Annotated in this window: 18 protein-coding genes; 6 read left to right on the top strand and 12 right to left on the bottom strand. The window is 63.6% G+C overall.

Annotation, left to right across the window (positions count from 1 at the left end; genetic code table 11):
* The first annotated feature begins 227 nt into the window (after window positions 1-227).
* Both RBH19_RS12100 and RBH19_RS12095 read left to right on the top strand, forming a co-directional pair.
* The gene (locus RBH19_RS12100) at window positions 228-3,254 is read left to right on the top strand and encodes a S8 family serine peptidase (protein ID WP_306729108.1); all 3,027 of its coding nucleotides are present in this window, start codon (window positions 228-230) and stop codon (window positions 3,252-3,254) included.
* Between the two features lie 225 nt (window positions 3,255-3,479).
* Complete coding sequence (locus RBH19_RS12095; protein ID WP_306729107.1) at window positions 3,480-6,572, top strand: S8 family serine peptidase; 3,093 nt, start codon at window positions 3,480-3,482, stop codon at window positions 6,570-6,572.
* A gap of 336 nt (window positions 6,573-6,908) precedes the next feature.
* On the opposite strand, the gene trmB is transcribed toward RBH19_RS12095, so the two are convergent.
* The 12 genes from trmB to gshB form a co-directional block, all read right to left on the bottom strand.
* On the bottom strand, window positions 6,909-7,598 hold the full coding sequence (gene trmB / locus RBH19_RS12090) for a tRNA (guanosine(46)-N7)-methyltransferase TrmB (protein WP_306729106.1): 690 nt from the start codon (window positions 7,596-7,598) through the stop codon (window positions 6,909-6,911).
* Window positions 7,599-7,905: 307 nt separating this feature from the next.
* Window positions 7,906-8,709 (bottom strand): thiazole synthase, encoded by an 804-nt coding sequence (locus RBH19_RS12085; protein WP_306729105.1) that lies wholly within the window; start codon window positions 8,707-8,709, stop codon window positions 7,906-7,908.
* 169 nt (window positions 8,710-8,878) lie between these two features.
* The gene (gene thiS / locus RBH19_RS12080) at window positions 8,879-9,079 is read right to left on the bottom strand and encodes a sulfur carrier protein ThiS (protein WP_306729104.1); all 201 of its coding nucleotides are present in this window, start codon (window positions 9,077-9,079) and stop codon (window positions 8,879-8,881) included.
* 148 nt (window positions 9,080-9,227) lie between these two features.
* Window positions 9,228-10,142 carry a dihydroorotate dehydrogenase electron transfer subunit gene (locus RBH19_RS12075; protein WP_306729103.1) on the bottom strand — a complete coding sequence of 305 codons (915 nt, stop codon included), beginning with the start codon at window positions 10,140-10,142 and terminating at the stop codon, window positions 9,228-9,230.
* Entirely contained in the window at window positions 10,139-11,059 is a 921-nt protein-coding gene (locus RBH19_RS12070) for an aspartate carbamoyltransferase catalytic subunit (RefSeq protein WP_306729102.1), read from the bottom strand. The genes RBH19_RS12075 and RBH19_RS12070 overlap by 4 nt, the downstream gene beginning before the upstream one ends.
* Before the next feature lie 2 nt (window positions 11,060-11,061).
* Window positions 11,062-11,511 carry a Holliday junction resolvase RuvX gene (ruvX, locus tag RBH19_RS12065; RefSeq protein ID WP_306729101.1) on the bottom strand — a complete coding sequence of 150 codons (450 nt, stop codon included), beginning with the start codon at window positions 11,509-11,511 and terminating at the stop codon, window positions 11,062-11,064.
* A complete protein-coding gene (locus RBH19_RS12060; RefSeq protein ID WP_306729100.1) occupies window positions 11,508-12,074 on the bottom strand; it encodes a YqgE/AlgH family protein in 567 nt (188 codons plus the stop codon). Before RBH19_RS12060 ends, ruvX begins: the two co-directional genes overlap by 4 nt.
* A gap of 96 nt (window positions 12,075-12,170) precedes the next feature.
* Window positions 12,171-13,109: an energy transducer TonB gene (locus RBH19_RS12055; RefSeq protein ID WP_306729099.1), complete on the bottom strand. Its 939-nt coding sequence runs from the start codon at window positions 13,107-13,109 to the stop codon at window positions 12,171-12,173.
* Complete coding sequence (locus RBH19_RS12050) at window positions 13,106-13,675, bottom strand: Gx transporter family protein (protein ID WP_306729098.1); 570 nt, start codon at window positions 13,673-13,675, stop codon at window positions 13,106-13,108. Before RBH19_RS12050 ends, RBH19_RS12055 begins: the two co-directional genes overlap by 4 nt.
* On the bottom strand, window positions 13,656-14,030 hold the full coding sequence (locus RBH19_RS12045; protein WP_306729097.1) for a NusG domain II-containing protein: 375 nt from the start codon (window positions 14,028-14,030) through the stop codon (window positions 13,656-13,658). The genes RBH19_RS12050 and RBH19_RS12045 overlap by 20 nt, the downstream gene beginning before the upstream one ends.
* Window positions 14,027-15,058 carry an FAD:protein FMN transferase gene (locus tag RBH19_RS12040; protein ID WP_306729096.1) on the bottom strand — a complete coding sequence of 344 codons (1,032 nt, stop codon included), beginning with the start codon at window positions 15,056-15,058 and terminating at the stop codon, window positions 14,027-14,029. Before RBH19_RS12040 ends, RBH19_RS12045 begins: the two co-directional genes overlap by 4 nt.
* Window positions 15,058-15,990, bottom strand: a complete 933-nt coding sequence (gshB, locus tag RBH19_RS12035; RefSeq protein WP_445353983.1) for a glutathione synthase — start codon at window positions 15,988-15,990, stop codon at window positions 15,058-15,060. The genes RBH19_RS12040 and gshB overlap by 1 nt, the downstream gene beginning before the upstream one ends.
* A gap of 326 nt (window positions 15,991-16,316) precedes the next feature.
* On the opposite strand from gshB, the gene RBH19_RS12030 reads away from it, so the two are divergent.
* The 4 genes from RBH19_RS12030 (at window position 16,317) to RBH19_RS12015 (ending at window position 20,160) form a co-directional block, all read left to right on the top strand.
* Window positions 16,317-16,808: a response regulator gene (locus RBH19_RS12030; RefSeq protein ID WP_374728975.1), complete on the top strand. Its 492-nt coding sequence runs from the start codon at window positions 16,317-16,319 to the stop codon at window positions 16,806-16,808.
* Between the two features lie 62 nt (window positions 16,809-16,870).
* Window positions 16,871-17,236, top strand: a complete 366-nt coding sequence (locus tag RBH19_RS12025; RefSeq protein WP_306729094.1) for a response regulator — start codon at window positions 16,871-16,873, stop codon at window positions 17,234-17,236.
* 6 nt (window positions 17,237-17,242) lie between these two features.
* Window positions 17,243-17,809, top strand: coding sequence for a chemotaxis protein CheW (locus RBH19_RS12020; protein ID WP_306729093.1), 567 nt, complete (start codon window positions 17,243-17,245; stop codon window positions 17,807-17,809).
* A 71-nt stretch (window positions 17,810-17,880) separates the two neighbouring features.
* On the top strand, window positions 17,881-20,160 hold the full coding sequence (locus RBH19_RS12015; RefSeq protein ID WP_306729092.1) for a methyl-accepting chemotaxis protein: 2,280 nt from the start codon (window positions 17,881-17,883) through the stop codon (window positions 20,158-20,160).
* The last annotated feature ends 7 nt before the right edge of the window (window positions 20,161-20,167 follow it).

The following is a 20,167-nucleotide window of genomic DNA, read 5'->3' as shown; positions in this document are numbered from 1 at the left end:
CCCGGCCGGCAGGCCGGCCGTTGGGCGCCGTAGGCGCCCGGGTTGCCGCCTCACGCCTTACCCCTTACGCCTCACGTTCGAAGCCGCAACACCCCAAACCACCCCGACACCCTCTAACGCCCCCACTCAGCACTCAGCACTCAGCACTTTGACATTCCCCCGCCATCCCGGTTGAATGACCTCTGGGGAAGAATCCACATTTCCTGCCATCGAAAATGGGGAACAACATGAACTGCCGCCATCGCTTTTCCGTGCTTCTCTGCCTCCTGACCCTGGCCTTCGCCGCCCAGGCCGAACCGGTGCAGGTTCGCCATCTGCTGGGTGAGGTCAGCGCTGAAGAGATCAGTGCCGGCTGGGAGACCGAGCAGGCCCTCTATCTGGTGCGGCTGGAAAGCCCACCCCTGGCCGCTCACCAGGCCCGCCAGGCGGCGTTGGAGAAGATGGATGGCGGCGCAACCGCACCCCTTGGCCTGCAGAGTGAGCGCAGCCAGAACTGGCTCGCCCACCTGGACGCCGAACGGCGGGATTTCCTCGCGCGCGCCGCCGAACACCTCGGCCGCCCGCTGCAACCCGCGTATGTCTACCGCCTGGCCAATCATGGTTTTGCCGCTGCCATGACCCCCGCCGAGGCGGAACAGCTGGCCCACGTCCCGGGCGTGCGCGCCATTCAGCGCGATCATGAGCTGGAGCTGGCCACCGATGCCGGCCCTCAGTGGATCGGCGCGACCAGCATCTGGGAGGGCACCGCCATCTCCGGCATGGAAGGCTTCGAGGGCGAGGGCATCGTGTTTGCCATCATCGATACCGGCATCAACTACTCCAACCCCAGCTTCGAAGACCAGGGCCACAGCAACCCCCTGGGCGACGGCGTCTTCCTGGGCGACTGCGCCGCCGGCGAGCCCTATGAAAACTACTGCAACAACAAGCTCATCGGCGTGCGTGGCTACAGCGATATCGCCGGTGGTGATCCGGTCGATACCGACGGCCATGGCTCCCATGTGGCCGGCACCGCCGCCGGCAACCCCGTCACCCTGGAAGTGGGCGACTCCCAGCTGGAGATCAGCGGCGTGGCCCCGCGTGCCAACATCATTTCCTACAATGCCTGCTGCACCTTTTCCGCCCTCAATGCCGCCATTGAGGACATCGTTGCTGATTACGACACCCTGCGTAACGCGGATCCGGACGTACGCATGGTGGCCAACTACTCCATTGGCGCCAGTACCCAGGTGTCCCCTTGGGAGCGCTTCGACGGCACCGGCTTCCTGAATGCCCGGGCCGCCGGCATCTTCGTGGCTGTGGCCGCCGGCAACACCGGCCCTCTGGAAGCTACCCTGTGGACACCGGCGGTGGCGCCCTGGGTCGCCACCGTGGCCAATTCCAGTCACGATCGTCGCATCCTTGAAGTGGTTGTCTCCGTGACTGGCCCCGAGCCGGTGCCGGAATCCCTGGAAGGCATGGAAGCCCGGGTCGGTGAAGGCCCGGACGTGCCCGATCTGGACGGTGAAGACGCCGTCTGGGCCGGTGAGGCCGACCCCGGCAATGAACTGGCCTGTGATCCCTTCCCCGGCAACGCCTTTGATGGCGCCATTGCCGTCGTGGTTCGCGGCGAGTGCAATTTCTCCGACAAGGTCAACCACGCCGACGACGCCGGCGCCATCGCCGTGGTGGTGATCAACAACGAACCCGGCCCGCCCGTTCCCATGGGCATGGCGGACGCCATCGACATCCCGGCAGTCATGATCAGTCAGGAGGACGGCGAGAACGTCATCGACTGGCTGCTGGAGCATGACAACGCCACCCTGGGCATGGAATCAGGCGGCATCGTCATCGATTCCGACTTCGGTGATCGCCTCAATCCCAGCAGCTCCCGCGGCCCCGCCACCGTGGCGCCGGGCGCCCTGGCCCCCGATCTGGCCGCGCCCGGCACCGACATCCTGGCCGCCTACGGCAGCAACAACGAAATCACCTGGTCCTTCCTCACCGGCACTTCCATGGCCAGCCCCCATGTGGCCGGTGCCGCCGGCCTGCTCATGGGCGTGCATCCGGACTGGAGCGAACAGGAGATCCAGTCTGCCATGATGCTCACCGCCCACCATGAACTGCGCGAGTGGGATGGCACGGACACCACGCCCTATGGCGTGGGCGCCGGGCGCGTGGACCTGGAACGGGCCGCCCGCGCGCCCTTCCTGCTGGACGAGACCGCCCAGAACTTCGAAGACGCCAACCCGGCCGCCGGCGGCGACCCGGCCAGCCTCAACCTGGCCAGTCTCGATACCAGCAACTGCGATAACAGCTGCACCCTGAGCCGCACAATCCGCAGTCCGGGAGGTGGTAGTTTTACCGTCAGCTTTGAGGTTCCGGATGGCCTGGATGTCAGCGTCAACGTGAGCAATAACAGCTTTGCCATGGCGCCGGGGGACGTCCGTGACCTGGAGTTCAGTTTCGACAACATCTATGACGCGGAGAGCCGTTTTGGCTATGTTGTTTTCGAGGACGATGGCGACGGACCGACCGTGCGCATGCCCATTGTGTTAGGCAACCTCTTTGTCAACCTGGAAGGGATTATTCAGGGCCTGGCCCAGGGTCGCCCCGCCGATCTCATCCTCTACCGCGAGGGCGACGACGGCCCCGAGATCGCCGAAGTGTTCAGCTTCATCGGCTCCGGGGGCGATGTGCCCTTCCTGCTGGCCCTCAACCCCGCCGAGCATTACCCCATGGTCACGGTGGAAGCCCCCGGCTATGAAATCGCCGTGGCCGACAACAATGGCGAGGGCTGGTCACCGGAAGCGGGCGAAACCCTGGACAGCGAAACCATCAGCCTCCAGCGCCTGCCCATCAGTGTCAGCCCGGTCACCGTGGAAGACGTCACCCGAACCAGCGGCCGGGCGGTATTCAACGTGGGCAGCAACCTCTGGCCCTTCTCGTACCGCGCGGACCTCTACCGTGAAGGTCAGTTAGTGGCCGAGCTGGAACGGGACGTGGTCACCGCTCTGGACGAAACAACCCAGGTCGCCATCGACCTGGAAGATCTGGCCTGCAGCAGCGAGCTCACTGTCGAGCTCTTTGTCACCCAGCTGGGCAGCAACGCCGACAACGCCAGCGGCGACATCGCCTTCAGTACCCGCAGCTGCTTCGAAGGCGGCGGCGGCATCGGCTGCACCGCCGGCGACAGCAACCGCCTCGACCCCGTCATCCCGGTGCTGTTCATGCTCGCCTTGATCGGGCTCGCCGGCCGGTTGCGTCGGTACGAGTGAGGCGTAAGGCGTAAGGAAAGCCCGGTTTTGTGGTCTTCTCTTGTGGGAGCGGCATCCGCCGCAACTGCGGCTTCGGCGAAGTCCTTGTTCGCGGCGGATGCTGCTCCCACAAACAAGGCGATAACAGTCTCGGTCTTTTCACCTCACGCCTTCCGCCTCACCCCTCACTCGTGTCGGCAACGACGGCCCAGTACTCAGCACCGAGCCTCACGGAGGAGCCTGACAATGAACCACCCCATTCGCCTCATGGCAGCGGCCATTCTGCTGGCCATCATCAGCGCTTCCCTCATGGCCGCGCCGGCAAACAGGGCGCCGGTTCATCATTTCCCCAAGGGGGCGCCCGCGGAAGCGCCCACCGCGGACTGGTACCAGGAACGCGCCATCTACCTGCTGCGGCTGGAATCGGCCCCCCTCGCCATTCACCATGCCCGTCAAAACCGCCTGCAAAAAGCCAGTGGTGAGTCGGCTGGTGCGCGTCCCGAGCCGCTCAACCTGAACAGCCAAAGCAGCCGCGATTGGCTGGCCCGCCTGGACAGCGAGCGTTCCGCTTTCCTGGACAAGGCCGGCCAGACCCTGGGCCGTGATCTGGACGTGGTCTTCACCTACCGCATGGCCAACCATGGCTTCGCCGCCCGCATGAGCCCCGCAGAAGCCGATCGCCTAGCCACGCTTCCCGGGGTGCGCTCCATCCAGCGGGATTATGAACTGGAGCTGCACACCGACGAGGGTCCCGAACTGATCGGCGCACCCGCCATCTGGGAAGGCACCGCCATGCCCGGCATGGGTGAGTACCGGGGCGAGGGTGTGGTGGTCGGCATCATCGATACCGGCATCAACTACTCCAACCCCAGTTTTGCCGACCAGGGCCACAGCAACCCCCTGGGCGATGGCGTCTTCCTCGGTGACTGCGCCGAGGGCGAGCCCCACGCACACTACTGCAACAACAAGCTGATCGGTGTGCGCGGTTACGCCGTGACGAACCCGATTGGGGGCATCATCAAGGACGGCGATCCGGTCGATTACAACGGTCATGGCAGCCATGTAGCGGGCACCGCCGCGGGCAATGCCATCACCGTGGATGTGGGTGGCGACAGTTTTGACATTACGGGCGTGGCCCCGGGTGCGAACATCATTTCCTACAACGGCTGCTGCTGGGTTTCATCACTGACACAGAGCATTGACGATATCGTCGTGGATTACGCCACCTTGCAGGCAGCCGATCCCGATATTCGAATGGTGGTCAACTACTCCATCGGTGGATCGGCCATGATTTCCCCATGGGAGAGCTTCGATGCCCAGGGTTTTCTGGCCGCCCGTGAGGCGGGCGTGTTGCCCGTCAGCTCTGCGGGTAACAGTGGCCCGCACAGCGCCAGTGTTGCCAACCCCGCCCAGGCCCCCTGGGTCATGGCCGTCGCCGCCACCACCCATGCTCGCCTGGTTGGCGCCACCGTCAGCGTGACGGCCCCGGAACCGGTGCCGGAGGATCTGGAAGGCATGTTCGCCTCGGTGGCGAGCGGTCAGGATGGCGCGGATCTGGACGGCCTGGAAGCCCGTTATGCCGGCGACGTGGATCCCGGCAACGAACTGGGTTGCGACGCCTTCCCGGAGGATGCCTTCGATGGCGTGGTGGCGGTGATTCGAAGAGGCAGCTGCCCATTTTCCGACAAGATCAACTTTGCGGATCAGGCGGGTGCCGTGGCCGCTGTTCTGGTCAACAATGTCCCCGGTTATCCCCCTGCCATGGGGCTGGGTGATCCCATCAGCATTCCCGCCTTCATGCTCGTTCAGGACGATGGTGAAGCCCTGATCGACTGGCTGGGTAGCCATGATTCGGCCACCGTGGCCACCACGACGACCACTGTCCAGTACGATGCCGATGCGGCTGATCGTCTCGCCGCCTTCAGCTCTCGCGGACCATCGCCTGACCCGAGCCTGGGTGTGCTGACGCCGGATCTGGCCACACCGGGTGTGGGAATCCTCGCGCCATACGGTGAGTACAACGCCATTGAATGGGGCTTTGCCAGCGGTACGTCCATGAGCTCGCCTCATGCAAGCGGCGCGGCGGCCCTGCTCATGGGCGTGCATCCGGACTGGAGCAATGAAGCCATTACATCGGCCCTGATTCTGTCCGCCGAGCGAGACATTACTGAAATGGATGGCTTGCGGCCCGTTACTCCCCGTGACGTGGGTGGTGGCCGTATCGATCTGGAGGCGGCGGCCAACGCGGGCTTCGTCCTCGATGAATCGGTGAACACCTTTGAGACGGCCAACCCGGCCAACGGTGGTGATTCATCCAGCCTGAATCTGGCCACCCTGTCCACCGCCGATTGTGGTAACAGCTGTACACTCACGCGCACCATCATCGGCACCGCCAGCGGTGGTGATTTCACCGTGAGCGTGGAGGCCCCCGAAGATCTGTCGCTCAGTGTCAGCCCTTCAACTTTCTCCATCGCCGAAGGCGAAACCCTCGAACTGACCTTCAGTTTCAACGATATCAGCCAGGCTGGCGCAACCGGTGGCTGGGTGGTCTTCCAGGACGCTACGGGCGGTCCAGAACTGGCCATGCCCTTCGGCCTGGATAATCTCTTCGTTCCACTCCGGGGGGAGGTGCGCCTGGAAGGGAGTATCCGGCCCGTGACGCTGCGTCGCTACGAACAGCCCCCCATCGGTGATGAGGTGATGAGCGAACAGCTGTTCGAATTGATCCACTCGCGGGAAGACGGCGATTTATTCGTGCCTCTTCTGCAGACGCTTCCCGGCAACCGCTGGTACACGCGCGTGGAGCTCAGTGCCCCCGGTTATCAGGACCTGGAACTGGACAATGACGGCGAAGGCTGGATTCCGGGCCCCGGTGAAAGCATTGATCTCGGCGATATCCACATGGAAGCCCTGCCCATGACCGTCTCGCTGGAAGAGGTGGAACGTGTCGAACGCAGCGAGGCCAGCTTCATCATCCGCGTGGAGTCCGAGGGATGGTCACACTGGATCAGCCGTGTCGAGCTTCTGCGCCAGGGGGATAGCCTCGGCAATCTGTCATGGGAAACGATTGAGGGGGACGGCGGCGAGACTTCTCTCTACCGAGTGGAAATGAGTGGCCTGGCTTGTGGCACAAGTTACGAAATCGACCTCGTTGCCAGGAGGAGCGGCGTGGGTGATGAAGCGGCTCTTCTCCATGCCTTCCACACCGAGAGCTGTTTCAAGAGCGACAACGGCGGCGGCTGTACCGCCGGCGACAACAACCGCCTCGACCCCGTCATCCCGGCACTGCTGCTGCTCGCTCTCATCGGCCTCGCCGGCCGCCTGCGCCGGCAGGGATAAGGCAAGGAGCAAGGAGCAAAAAAACCGGCCCCGGGATTTTCTGTTGTGGGAGCGGCATTCCTGCCGCAAAAGGGCTTAATCGAAGCCCCGAATCGCGGCAGGAATGCCGCTCCCACAAGGGGTGGTGAGATAGCGGCGTGCCAGGCGCAGGATTGTGATCGCGGATAAATCCGCTCCTACGGTGGTGGTAGAGACCGCGTGCCTTCCTTAGACACAGCCCCTCCGAAGCAGCACGGCGGTCCACCACACACGGCCAAAATCTAGCGTCCATTTAGCGTGCATTTCGCGGCTAAATGGTTTTAAAGCTTTTATCTCGTGTGCATTTCGTGGTCCCAATCAACTCTTCCGGTAGACCAGATCCCAAACCCCATGCCCCTTGCGCACCCCGCGGCGCTCGAAGTGAGTCACCGGCCGATCATCCGGGCGTGGCACCGTTCCGCCCGGGCCGGCCGTGTTCTCCAGCATCGGGCAGGCATCCAGCACCTCCAGCATGTGGTTCTTGTAGTCTTCCCAGTCCGTGGCCAGCAGCAGCTGGCCATCATCGGCCAGGCGGCGGGCGGCCAGCTCGGCAAAGGCGGGCTGAATCAGCCGGCGCTTGTGGTGGCGTTTCTTCGGCCAGGGATCGGCAAAGAAGATCAGCAGGCGGTCCAGGCTGTTCTCCGGAATCTGCTCTCGCAGCACCTCCACCGCATCATGGGTGGAGACCCGCACATTCTCCAGGCCTTCCTCCTCGACACGGTTCAGCAGGCGACCCACCCCCGGCCGGTGCACCTCGATGCCCAGAAAATTTCGCTCCGGATGCTGTGCCGCCAGGGTCGCCAGCAACTCCCCATTGCCAAAGCCAATCTCCAGCGTCACCGGCGCCTCCCGCCCGAACAGGGCAGCAAGATCCACCGGCGCCTTCTCAAAGGACAGGCCATAACGCGGATACAACTCCGCCATCGCCCGCTCCTGCGCCGGCGTCAAACGACCCTCGCGCCGCACAAAACTGCGAATCGGCCGCAGAAACTTCTTCTCGTCAGTCATGGAATCAACCGTCGTGATGTTGGTAAGTCCGGGGGAAATAGCCACCGTAGGAGCGGATTTATCCGCGTAATGGCCAGAATTCGCCGTTTGATTCTCTAACGGGATCGTTTCAATCCGTGGCGCACCTCATTGAATGGTGGGGCGTCGGATTCCAGCCATTGCGCGGATAAATCCGCGCCTACAGGGGGCGTCGATTTAGCGGCGTGCCAACCGCAAGATTGCAATCGCGGATAAATCCGCTCCTACGGTGGAGATAGAAGCGGATTGGCGCCCAGCACGGCATTGCCTCCAGCACGGGCCACAAAAATTACTGAATGACGCCTTCAATCGGCGATGACGCCGATGCAAACCGCTTCTTCGGTATCCGCCCGGCCAAGTAGGCCTCGCGCCCGGCTTCCACGGCCTTTTTCATGGCCGAGGCCATCAGCACCGGATGCTTGGCGCCGGCGATGGCAGTGTTCATCAGCACGCCGTCACAGCCCAGCTCCATGGCCACGGCCGCATCGGACGCGGTGCCCACGCCGGCGTCCACCAGGATCGGCACCGTGGCGTTCTCGACAATGGTGATGATGTTGTAGGGGTTCTGCACGCCCAGGCCGGATCCGATGGGCGCGGCCAGGGGCATCACCGCCACGCAGCCGATCTCCTCCAGACGCTTGGCCACGATGGGATCATCATTGGTGTACACCATGACTTCAAAGCCCTCATCCACCAGCACCTTGGCCGCTTCCAGGGTGGCCGGGATGTCCGGGTACAGCGTGCGCTCGTCGCCCAGCACTTCCAGTTTCACCAGGCGGTGATCATCCAGCAGCTCCCGCGCCAGGCGGCAGACCCGGATGGCGTCCTCGGCTGTGTAGCAGCCGGCGGTATTGGGCAAAATGGTGTACTTCTCCGGCGGAATCGCATCCAGCAGGTTCGGCTCATCCGCCTTCTGCCCGATGTTCGAGCGCCGCAGCGCCACCGTCACGATTTCCGCCCCACTGGCCTCGGTGGCCTCCCGTGTCTCCTGGAAATCCTTGTACTTACCGGTGCCTACCAGCAGGCGAGATTGATACTCTCGCCCCGCAATCACCAGCGGCCCAAGCTCAGGGGTCTTAACAACGTCAGTCATGATCTCTCCAGTATGTTTTTTGCCGGCAGAGCCGGTACGAGCGAGGGGCGAGGCGTAAGGCGTAAGGTGAGAAAAACAGATCGTGGCTTTCTTCTTGAGTGGCTTCCCGCCTCAATCCTCACTCGTTCTGGCCCAATCCTCAGCACTCTGCACTCAGCACTCAAAACCCTCACCCCCCTCCAACCGCCTGGACAATTTCCAGTCGGTCGCCATCCTCCAGCCGGGTCTGCCCATGCTGGCTGCGGGGCACGATCATGCCATTGTGCTCCACCGCCACCCGGCGGCCGGTAAACTCCAGCGCTTCCAGCAGCTCTGCAATGCTGAGTTCTCTTTCAAACTCTCGCGTCTCACCATTCACTTCCAGCCGCATGACCACCTCACCCGCTTCTTCAAAACCGCCATTTTAACAGTGCGCCTCCTGCCGCAGCCTAACCCGTCCCGCTCCTCTTGCCGCTCTGGCCGGTCAGGTCACGGGAAGCGGAGAGGGGAAGGGAGGTCGCACGGATGCTCACTCATGACTAGTGAAACAATCCGGCCTTTTCTACAGGTTTGTCGGGCGGAAAGACGGTGTTGGCATGGAACACCGGGCCATCGACACACACGCGCTTCATGGCCGGGCCACTGTCGGTTTCCACCCGTACCACGCAGCCAGCGCAGCCACCCACGGCACAGGCCATGTACTCCTCCAGCGCCACCTGGCAGGGTAGCTCGTGTTTCTGGGCCAGGCGGGCGGTGGCGGCGAGCATGGGGGTGGGGCCGCAGGCGTGGATTTCCACTTCCTGGCGTGCCTGTTCATCCAGGCTCTGCAGCCAGTGATCGGCCAGTTCGGTGACAAAGCCGTCGAAGCAGCCGGCATAGCCCTGAGCACTGGCCAGGCGGCAGGGAATGTTCCAGTCTTCCAGCAGCGGCATGGTGGCAATCACGCCCTCCGGCATGCCGGGAATGACCAGGGTCGAGGGGCGGGCTTTGAAGGGGAAGGGGACTTCCGAGCCGAGGATGGCCAGGGGCTGCATGCTGCTGTCCTGGCGCAGGCGGTCGGCCAGAAAAACCATGGGCGGAATGCCGACTCCGCCGCCGATCAGCAGAGGGCGTCGCCGACCCGGTGTGGGGGAGAAGCCCTTTCCGATGGGGCCCATGACACTGATGCTCTCGCCCACCTGGCGGTCTGCCAGCAGACGGGTTCCCTTGCCCACCACCTTGTACAGGCATTCCACCCAGCCTTCGTCCGCTGACGCCCGCATGATGGACAGCGGGCGGCGCATGGGCAGTGCAGTGGCGCAGCGAATATGCACGAAACTGCCCGGCTCGGCCCGCTTTGCCGTCTCCGGAGCCTGGAAGCGCAGCACATACTGTTCGGCCTCATAGGCCTGCTGCATCAGGATTTTCGCTTCTTCCACGAAAATGCTGCCACGGTGCTCACCACCTGCCTTCATCGCTGATTCTCCTCTGCCAGCCATTCCAGTGCAGCCATGCGTGCGGCGACACCGTTGCGTACCTGATCCAGGATCAGGGAGCGGGGACCATCGGCCACCGCGTCTTCGATTTCGACCCCGCGATTCATCGGGCCGGGGTGCATGATGCGCGCCCTGGGCGCGTACTTGGCCAGTGTCGCTTCACGCAGGCCCCACTGGTGGTGATAGTCGTCGATTCCGGCCAGTTCCCCGGCCTGCATGCGTTCGCGCTGGATGCGCAGAGTCATGACCACATCGGCATCGCGGATGGTGTCGGCCAGATTGTCATGGCATTCCACCTCGGGCGGTGTGGTTTCCGGCAGAAAGGCCGGAGGGCCGCCCAGGCGAATGCGCCGGCAGCCCAGAGTCTGCAGGGCCGCAATGACGGAACTGGCCACGCGGGAATGACGGATGTCGCCCACGATGCTGACCGAGAGAGCCGCCGGGTCGAGTCCGGCTTCGTCCAGGGTGATCATGTCCAGCAGGGCCTGGGTGGGGTGCTGGCGCCGGCCGGCTCCGGCATTGAGCACGGCACAGCCTGGCGGCAGGGCATCGGCCAGTGTCCGGATGAGTTCGGCGTCGGCGTGTCGAATGACGAACAGTCGCACGCCCATGGCCGCCAGCGTCATTGCGGTATCCAGGGCCGTTTCCCCCTTGACCGTGGATGCCGTGTCGATATCCAGATTCAGGACGTCGGCCCCCAGACGCCGGGCGGCCAGCTCGAAGGAACAACGGGTACGGGTGCTGGGTTCATAAAAGAGCTGAGCCACGCTGAGCCCCCGCAGACCAAGCCGCGATTCCTGGCGCGGGTCGGCAGCGGCATGGTCGCGGCCGCGGCGAATGAGTCGTAACAGTTGATCCGGGTCGAGATCGCTGATGGCAAGAAAATGTCGTGTCATGGTCATTCTTCTGTGGTTTCGCCGAGGGCCTGGGCGGCCTGCGGTTCGAGCAGCCAGTCCTGCAGGATGCAGGCCGCGGCCAGATCATCCAGTGGCTGCCCGCGTTTTCCGTCGGACTGAACCTCGGCTGCCGCGCGTGAGCTGAGGCGTTCGTCCAGCAGGTAGACGGTTTTCCCAAATCGTCCCTGCAGGCGCCCGGCGAAGCGTCGGGCGCCGGCCGTGATGGGGCTGTCGCTGCCATCGGCATGGCGAGGCAGTCCGACCACCAGAGCGGCAGGCCGCCATTCGGTGATGATCTCGGCAACCTTGCCCCAATCCGGCTGGCCGTCACGCGCGGACAGGATGCAGAGGGGGTTGGCGGTGCCGGTGACCGTCTGGCCCACGGCGACCCCGATGCGCTTCAGGCCGTAATCGAAACCCAGCAGGGTGCCGACGGGCATCGCTTCGCTCATGCGTGACCCGACTGATCGCTTAGGCGGCTTATATCCACGCCCATGGTGCGGGCGGCGGCACGCCAGCGTTCCGAAGGCGGAACGTCGAACAGGATGTTGTGACTGGCCGGTGTGCTCAGCCAGGCATTGTCCGCCATTTCCTGTTCCAGCTGACCCGCTGCCCAGCCGGCATAACCGAGCGCGACCATGCACTGTTCGGGGCCTTCGCCACGGATCATGGCGGCCAGGATGTCACGAGAGCTGGTCACGCCCAGCTGTTCGGAAATGTTCAGCGTGGCTTCCCATTCGCCCAGGGGGGTATGCAGGACAAAGCCGCGTTCCTGTTCCACCGGGCCGCCGTGAAACAGGGTGGTGGCGCGCAGGGTCTCATTGCTGTCGCCCAGCTCCAGCTGGTCGAGCACATCGCCCAGATGGATGTCGTCCATGGGGCGGTTGATGGTGATTCCCAGGGCACCATCGGCATTGTGTTCGCAGATCAGCGTGACCGCATGGTGAAAGTTCGGATCCCCGAGCCCGGGCATCGCGATCAGAAAGTGGCCGTTGAGAAAGTCCTGCTGGGGCATGGGGTTGCCTGGTCGCTGCGAATGATGGAAGCGCCATTCTACCAGCCCCCTTGCGGCGCCGGTAACCGCCGGCCCTGACGCCAGCCGGGCCGGCGCTCAGTCGGCGGGCAGCCGCACGCCGGTACGCACCGTGCGATCGGCGCCGAATTCCCAGCGGAAGGCAAAGCGAATGATGTCCGTCTCTTCGCGGATGGCCTCCGGGAAGGGCGGAAAGGGGGAGGCCATGCGCACGATCCGGGCGGCCGCCCGATCCAGCGGTGCATGGCCGGAGCTCTGCAGCGGGCGAACCTCGCGCAGGGTGCCGTCGGCGGCAATGGCCACTTCCAGCGTCAGTGCGCCCCGCAGCTGTTGCTGGCGTGCCTCTTCGGGATAGTTGTCATTACCCACGGACTCCACCCGCCGGCGCCAGCTCTCCAGGTACTGGGCGTAGTTGTGTTCACGGGTGTTGACCGAGATGAAGCGTTCGCGGGGGTTGTCGCTGTAGGCCAGCGGCTGGCGATCGTCGTCACTGATGGGATCGGCCTGTTCCTCGCCATCGGTGAGGAGTCTGGCCAATTGCAGCGGCTGACGGGTGTTTCGGGGCGTGGCGCTGGCGCTGGCAACCGTTTCCGGGCTGCGATTGGCGGTGAGCAGCGGCTGCGGTTCGGGTTCCGGATCCCGGCTGTCCAGGGTGTCCGGTGACTCACTGCCGTCGCTGACATCCACTTCGGTGTCTTCGGCCCACCCTTCGGCCAGGCCGGGGTTGGGCATCTGATCCAGTGTGGACTGGGCGGATTCGGGGCGCACCCGTTCCTCGATGTTGCCCGCCCCGCGCTGGTGGGCCTGGGCCAGGTAATCCGGCTCATCCGGCGCCTGCTCGTCCGGGGTCGCCACCAGAGTCACTTCCAGGGTGTTGGAGCGCAGATCCTCACTCTCGCCGCCGGAGAAACTGACGCCGAGTATGATCATGCCGTGCAGCAAGCCGGCCAGAAAGACCGTGGTGATGAGGCGGTCGCTGGAGCCCGGCCGCAGCTTGACGACTTCAACCTGTCTCATGCGCGTGTCTTGCCTTCCCGTTTGCGTACATGGATGTGTTCTTCCGGTTCTGACCCCTCAAGCCGTCTGAGTGTTTCCACCGCCACCAGGCCGGTCATGATGCCCAGGGGCAGGGCCGCGGCCATCAGCCACGGAGCCATGGCCCAGAGTCCCGGATGAGGGATGAAGATCAGCCAGGCCAGCAGCAATTGTCCCCCGACATGGGCCAGGGATGCCAGTGCGCCCGCCCCGACCGGTCCCAGCCCCAGACGCATCAGGGGCATAAGCAGGCCGAGCATGAGCAGGGTGGTGATCGCCCCGGACAGGCTGAGGAGAAAGGCGGGGGTGAGAAACGTCCCGATCAGCAGGCTGCCGGCCACCACGCGCAGCAGGTTCACCCAGGCGGCGATGCGCCAGCCATGTCGGAACAGGACGATCAGGGTGATGGCGTTGGCCAGTCCGGGCCGAAGACCGGGGATGGGGCTGGGGATGGCCGTTTCCAGGACATGCACGATGACGGCCAGCGTGGCCAGTCCCACAATGAGCCGGTCTTCACGGCTACGGTGCTCAGAAATTGATGCTGTCATAAGCACGCTCTCGTCCTGCCAGCTGCACGTGAACCCGGTTCGGGATGCAGCTGGCGCTTTCACCGTTGTGCCTCAGCCAGCCGCGTCGCAGGCAGATGCGTTCGTTGCAGGGCGCCTCCAGAAAGCGGATGCGGCCGTCACGAATCTCCAGCAGCGTCTCACCCAGGGGGCCATCTAGCCGGTGGTGACCGTCTTCGGACAAGGCCAGCGTCAGGGCTCGCTCGCCTTCCAGATAGATTCTCGCCTCGCTGGCGGCTCCGCTTGGCCAGTGGCCGGCCAGGAGCGCGCCGATGCCGGCTCCGGCCACGGTGATGACCAGCAGATCCAGCCAGTGGAGGCGCGGTCTTGCTGTCATGGCAGCTCCCGAACCACCTGCAGTGGTTCACGATCCTGGAACCGGATTCGATCCCGCATCGCGGGACTGAGTTCGGCCTGCCCTCCGGGCGTGATCAGCATGACCCGATCCACACCCATGGCGCTGGCCACGGCAGGCCAGTGGCCGGGGCCGGCCACGAACAGGGCGGTGGCGGCGGCATCGGCGCGGGCGCAGTCCTCGTCAATGACCGTGGCCGAGGCCGTGGCCTGTGCCGGCCGCCCGGTACGGGGGTCAAGCAGGTGGTGGAAGCGCTCCCCCTCATGGATGAAATCCCGTTCATAGTCCCCGGAGGTGATGATGCACTCCCCGTCCCGCGCAGCGACGCTGGCGAGCACGCCATCGCCCCGGGGATCCAGAATGCCGATTCGCCAGTCACGGCCCCCGGCATCACCCAGCACAATCAGGTCACCGCCGGCGTTGATCAGTCCATGTCGAATGCCGAGCTCGCCAAGGATCCGCCCCAGTTTTTCCAGTGCCAGGCCCTTGGCGAAGCCGCCCAGATCCAGTCGAGCGCCGGTCTGCCCAGTATCCAGGCGCCCATTTTCCAGGTTCATGGCATCAATGGGTGGCAGGCGCTGCAGCACGGCGGTGACGGTCTGTGGAGACGGGGGTGGTGCCTGTGGCCGTGGCTGGCGATGAAAGCCCCAGGTTTCGACCAGCTCCCCGATGCCCGGGTGAAAGAGTCCGCCGCTGGCTTTCGCCAGTGACAGGGCCCGTTCGATTCCGGCCTGAATGGACGTCGGAACCGCGGCCGTGTCCGAATGGCTGAGCGACGCATTCAGCGTGCCCAGGGCCCCGTCTCCCCACGCGTCCCAGCGTTGATGAAGGGTTGCCGCCTCCGCTGCCAGAGCCGCATGTGCCTCCGCGGCTGCACCGCTTTGCGCGCGCACAGTGATTTCAATGCGCGTGCCCATGGCATAGAAATGGCTGTCGTGACGCGGCTCATCCTCACGGGCGCAGGCCGTCAGGATCATCAGCGCCAGCAATGTGGCTGCAACACGCGGCATCAGGGAGTCCAGCCCGCCTCAGCGGCGATGGCATCCATGAGCTGACCGGCGATGTTGCTGCCATAGAGCGAATCCAGTTCCCGAATGCAGGTGGGGCTGGTCACGTTGATTTCAGTGACGTAATCGCCGATGACGTCCAGGCCGACGAACATCAGTCCCTTGTCGCGCATGACCGGGCCGATGCGCTCGATCAGCCAGTGATCCCGTTCACTCAGCTCCGAACCCTGCACCGAACCGCCGGCCGCGATATTGCCCCGGGATTCACCGGCGCGCGGGATGCGCGCCAGTGCCGGCCCGCTGGCTTCGCCATTCACCAGCAGGATGCGCCGGTCGCCCTTGCTGATCTCCGGCAGATAGCGCTGGGCCAGCGCGAAACGCGCGCCGCTGCCGGTCAGGTGCTCCAGGATGACACTGGTATTGGGGTCGCCATCGCGTACCACGAAGATGTCGCGACCGCCCATGCCGTCGAGGGGTTTCAGGACGGCATGACCCTGTTCGTGAATGAAATGGCGAAGGCGCGCCGGATCGCGGGCGATGACGGTGGGTGGGCAGCATTCCGGGAACCAGGCGGTGTAGACTTTCTCGCTGACGTCCCTCAGGCTGGCCGGTCGGTTCACCACGCGAACGCCCGCCGATTCCGCCCGTTCCAGCAGATAGGTTGCGTAGATGTACTCCATGTCGAAGGGTGGATCCTTGCGCATCAGCAGGCAATCCATGGCGGTGAGCGGCCCTTCAGCGCTCTCGCGCAGGGTGAACCAGTCCTCGTTGTCGTCGCGCACCTCGATGCCTTGATGGCGGGCGCAGGCCGTGCCGTTGTCGAGAAAGAGGTCTTCCAGGGTCATGTAGCGCAGTTCCCAGCCGCGACGCTGGATCTCCAGCATCATGGCCAGCGTGCTGTCCTTGTAGGGGGTAATGGCCGTGATGGGGTCCATGACCACGCCGATGACCGGTTTGCGTGTACTCAATTGTCTCTCCTCGGGGCCGCCTGAGTCGGATTGCCGGCGCCCATTATGCCTGTTCCGGGCGCGCTGGAGCGGCTGGAAAAGCAGGCCATTTCCGAGTGTTTCCGTGAACCAGTTCAAGGAAACTTATTGGATTGTGCGCTAATATTATGATAGAAGGCGATATTATTGCTTTCAGCGGCTTTGGAAGGGCGCGGTGAGCGCTGCGTTCCGATTACGATACAGGTGCGGGCTTTGACACCGGTAGCCCATACGGTGTCAACTTATGACAAAGGCCGCGCCGGGGGGATTCAGTCATGAATCGGGTTGTGGCTATTTCGGAGGCCGGTGCCGTCTCGGCGAATCATTCGCCAGGCAGGCACGGCCGGTTTGACGATGCGACGGAGGTTCCGGTGGCGAATGACAGTGATCTGAGTGGACTCAAGGTCCTGGTCATCGATGACAGCAAGACCATTCGCCGGACGGCCGAAACCTTGCTGAAAAAGGCCGGATGTGAGGTCCTCACCGCCGTTGACGGTTTCGAGGCGCTGTCGGTGATTGCCGAATCCGAACCGGACATCATCTTTGTCGACATCATGATGCCGAGGCTTGACGGCTACCAGACCTGTGCCCTGATCAAGCGTAACACCAGTTTCAAGAACACACCGGTGATCATGCTCTCCAGCAAGGACGGGCTGTTTGACCGGGCGCGTGGGCGTATCGTGGGTTCGGAGGAATACCTCACCAAACCGTTTACCCGCGACGAACTTTTGGGGGCGATCGAGAATCATGTGCGGCGCACGGCTTGATCGATGTTTTCGGCACACACTTCACACATTCTGACTAAACATAAATCTGGAGGATTTTGCAGATGGCGACGGTTCTGATCGTTGACGACTCCCCCACGGAAGTCCACGTATTCAAGACACAGCTTGAGAAGCACGGATATACCGCCATTTCCGCCGAAAGTGGTGAAGAAGGCCTGGAGGTGGCGCGCAAGGAAAAGCCGGACGCCATCATCATGGACGTGGTCATGCCCGGCATGAGTGGTTTTCAGGCCACCCGCCAGCTGGCCAAGGATGAAGCCACCCAGAATATTCCGGTGATCATCATCACCACCAAGGATCAGGAAACCGACAAGATCTGGGGCATGCGCCAGGGCGCGATTGCCTATCTGGTCAAACCCGTCAAGGAAGAAGCGCTGATTGGCAAGGTGAAAGAAGTACTGGAGAAGTAATCGCCCATGGCTGAGATGACCTCGCTGACCGATCTGGTGGATCAACCCTTCCGGCTGCTGCAGGAGCTGGATCGCCGTTGCCGGCAGGCGGCCGCCGGTCGGCAGCAGGAGTCCGGGCTGGAAACCGGCGACGAATGGGTCGGCGTGGGTCTGGTCATGGGAGACCAGAACATCCTGGTGGAGCGGGACGAGGTGCGCGAGGTGCTGCCCGTTCCAACCCTGGCCCGAGTGCCGGGCGCACGTCCATGGTTGAAGGGGCTGGCCAATGTCCGCGGCCAGCTCCTTTCGGTTGTGGATCTGTCCATGCTGGCGGGTCGGGAGCCGACCCCCATGGATCGCAAGGCGAGGGTGGTCGCGGTCAAGCACCCGGAGATCCCGGCGGGTCTGCTGGTGCACGAAGTGCGCGGGTTCCGGCGTTTTCAGCCGGATGAGGCGGTGCAGGAGCTGCCCGATCTGGATGAGCCCTTCCGGAGTCTCTTCCGGGGTGGCTTCCGTCGTGGCGATGAATATTGGGGCATCCTGAATCTGCGGGATCTGGTGGAGAGCCAGCTCTTTCTTCAGGCGGCCCAGTGAACGGAACAGGAATCAGTGACGCGGGCCGCGGCCCGGGCAGAACAACGATGAACGATACCAGGTGAAAACCAATGGCCAAGTCCTCAGGTAGCACTTCAAACAAGCTGCTTTACGTTCTCATCATCGTGGTGCTGGCATTGCTGGCCGCCGCCATCGTGAACTTCTTCTTCGTGACGCAGCGCGCTTCCCATGACGAGGAATTTCTGGGGTACGCCGCCGAACAGGCCGTGCTCTCCCAGAGTGTCGCAAAGAATGCGCAGTTGGCCATTACCGGTGACCGCGAAGCCATCCAGCGGCTGTACACGGATCGTGAGCGGTTTGACCGCACGCTGCGGCTCATGCGCCAAGGCAACCCGGAAACACTGATGCCCCAGCCGCCGCGCACCGTCCGCCAGGAACTCTCGCTGTTGCAGGAGAACTGGAGCACTGCCCGGGACGCGGCCCAGGTGCTGCTGGACAATGGGGATCTGATTCGCCGCGCCAATCAGTCGCTCAGTGTCATCGAGGAGAACATGCCCTCCCTGCAGAGCGAAATCGAGGCGCTGGGCGATCGCATGCTCGACATCAACGCCGGTGCCAGTCAGGTGTTCTATCAGGGGCGCCTTGCACAGTTGGCCCCGCGCATCCAGCAGTGGTCCAGCTCCCTGGTGAGCGGAACGGGCCAGCCGGCTGACGCGGCGCGCCGTCTGGGCAATGACAACGCTTTCTTCGGCCGTGTCCTGGCCGGTTTTCAGGACGGTGATGACGATCTGGATATTCAGCGCATCAACGACAATCTGACCCGGGATATCATCAACGACATTGCCTTCTATTACGGGCGCGTGAATGACGAGGTTCGCAGCATCGAGGGCCAGCGGGCCGACCTGGTACTTATCCATTCCGCCAACAACACGCTGGCGGAACTGAGTGACCGACTGCTGTCCGGCGTGCGTTCAGCCGAGAACAATTACCGTCGCTCCATTGATGACCGCATGTTTTCCGCCACCTACGGTTACATCTTCGGTGGTGCGGCCCTGCTGATTCTCGCCGTACTCATCTACGTCTACGTACTGACCTCGGACACCCGCAAGGCCGCTGCCTTGCAGCTGGAACAGAATGAGCGCAACCAGGAAGCCATTCTCCGGCTGCTGGATGAGCTGGGCAGTCTCGCCGATGGTGACCTGACCGTTCAGGTGTCGGTGACCGAGGACATCACCGGGGCGATCGCGGACTCCATCAACTACGCCGTGGATGCCCTTCGGGACCTGGTGGTGACCATCAACGACACCGCCGTGCGGGTGGATGCCACCGCCCAGCAGACGCGTGCCACCGCCTCTCACCTGGCCGAGGCCTCCGAGCACCAGAGCTCGGAAATCACCTCGGCAAGCCGCCAGATTCAGGAAATGGCGGAATCCATTGAGCAGGTGTCCGAGAACGCCGAACGTTCGACTCGAGTGGCGCAGCAGTCGGTGGAAATCGCCCATAAGGGCGGTGACGCGGTGCGCCGCACCATCGACGGCATGAACAACATCCGCGAGAACATTCAGGAAACGTCGAAACGAATCAAGCGTCTGGGTGAGAGTTCCCAGGAAATCGGTGATATCGTGGAGCTCATCAACGACATTGCCGAGCAGACCAACATCCTCGCCCTCAACGCCGCCATTCAGGCGTCCGCCGCCGGTGAGGCCGGTCGCGGCTTCGCGGTGGTGGCTGACGAAGTGCAGCGCCTTGCGGAACGCTCCGGTAATGCCACCCGGCAGATCGAGGCCCTGGTGAAGACCATTCAGACCGACACCAACGAGGCCGTGATCTCCATGGAGCACAGTACCTCCGGCGTGGTGAACGGGGCCCAGCTGGCCGAGAACGCGGGTGAAGCCCTGGACGAAATTGAAAAGGTGTCCAACCACATCGCGACCCTGATTCAGAGCATTTCCAGTGCCGCTCGCCAGCAGGCCCAGGCCGCGACCGACGTGTCCCGGACCATGCAGGTCATTCAGGAAATCACTTCCCAGACCCATGAAGGCACCACTGCCACCGCCGACAACATCGGCAAGCTGGCGGCCCTGGCTACCGAGCTTCGTAAATCCGTCTCCGGCTTCAAGCTCCCGGGCAAGCAGGAAGAACAGACCGTGGTCATGTCTTCGGATGATTTCGGTGGCGAGGTGTCTGGTCTGGAAGACTACAGCGACGCCGGTCTGGGCGAGGAATCCGCGGATCTGGATGATGGTGGCGAGGAGCTGCCCGAACTCAGCGATGCTGTCCAGGACGATACGGATGAATCCACCGAATTCGTGGATGAGATCGAATGGCCGGAAGATGAGACCGAAGGTGAGGATGACAAGGATCCGCGTCGCACCGAGAAGGTCGACTGACAGGTCC

The sequence above is a fragment of the Natronospira bacteriovora genome, from assembly GCF_030848495.1.
GTDB classification, from domain to species: Bacteria; Pseudomonadota; Gammaproteobacteria; order Natronospirales; family Natronospiraceae; genus Natronospira; species Natronospira bacteriovora.
Note: the sequence above shows the minus strand (reverse complement) of the source record. Positions and strands in the feature narration are given on the sequence as shown.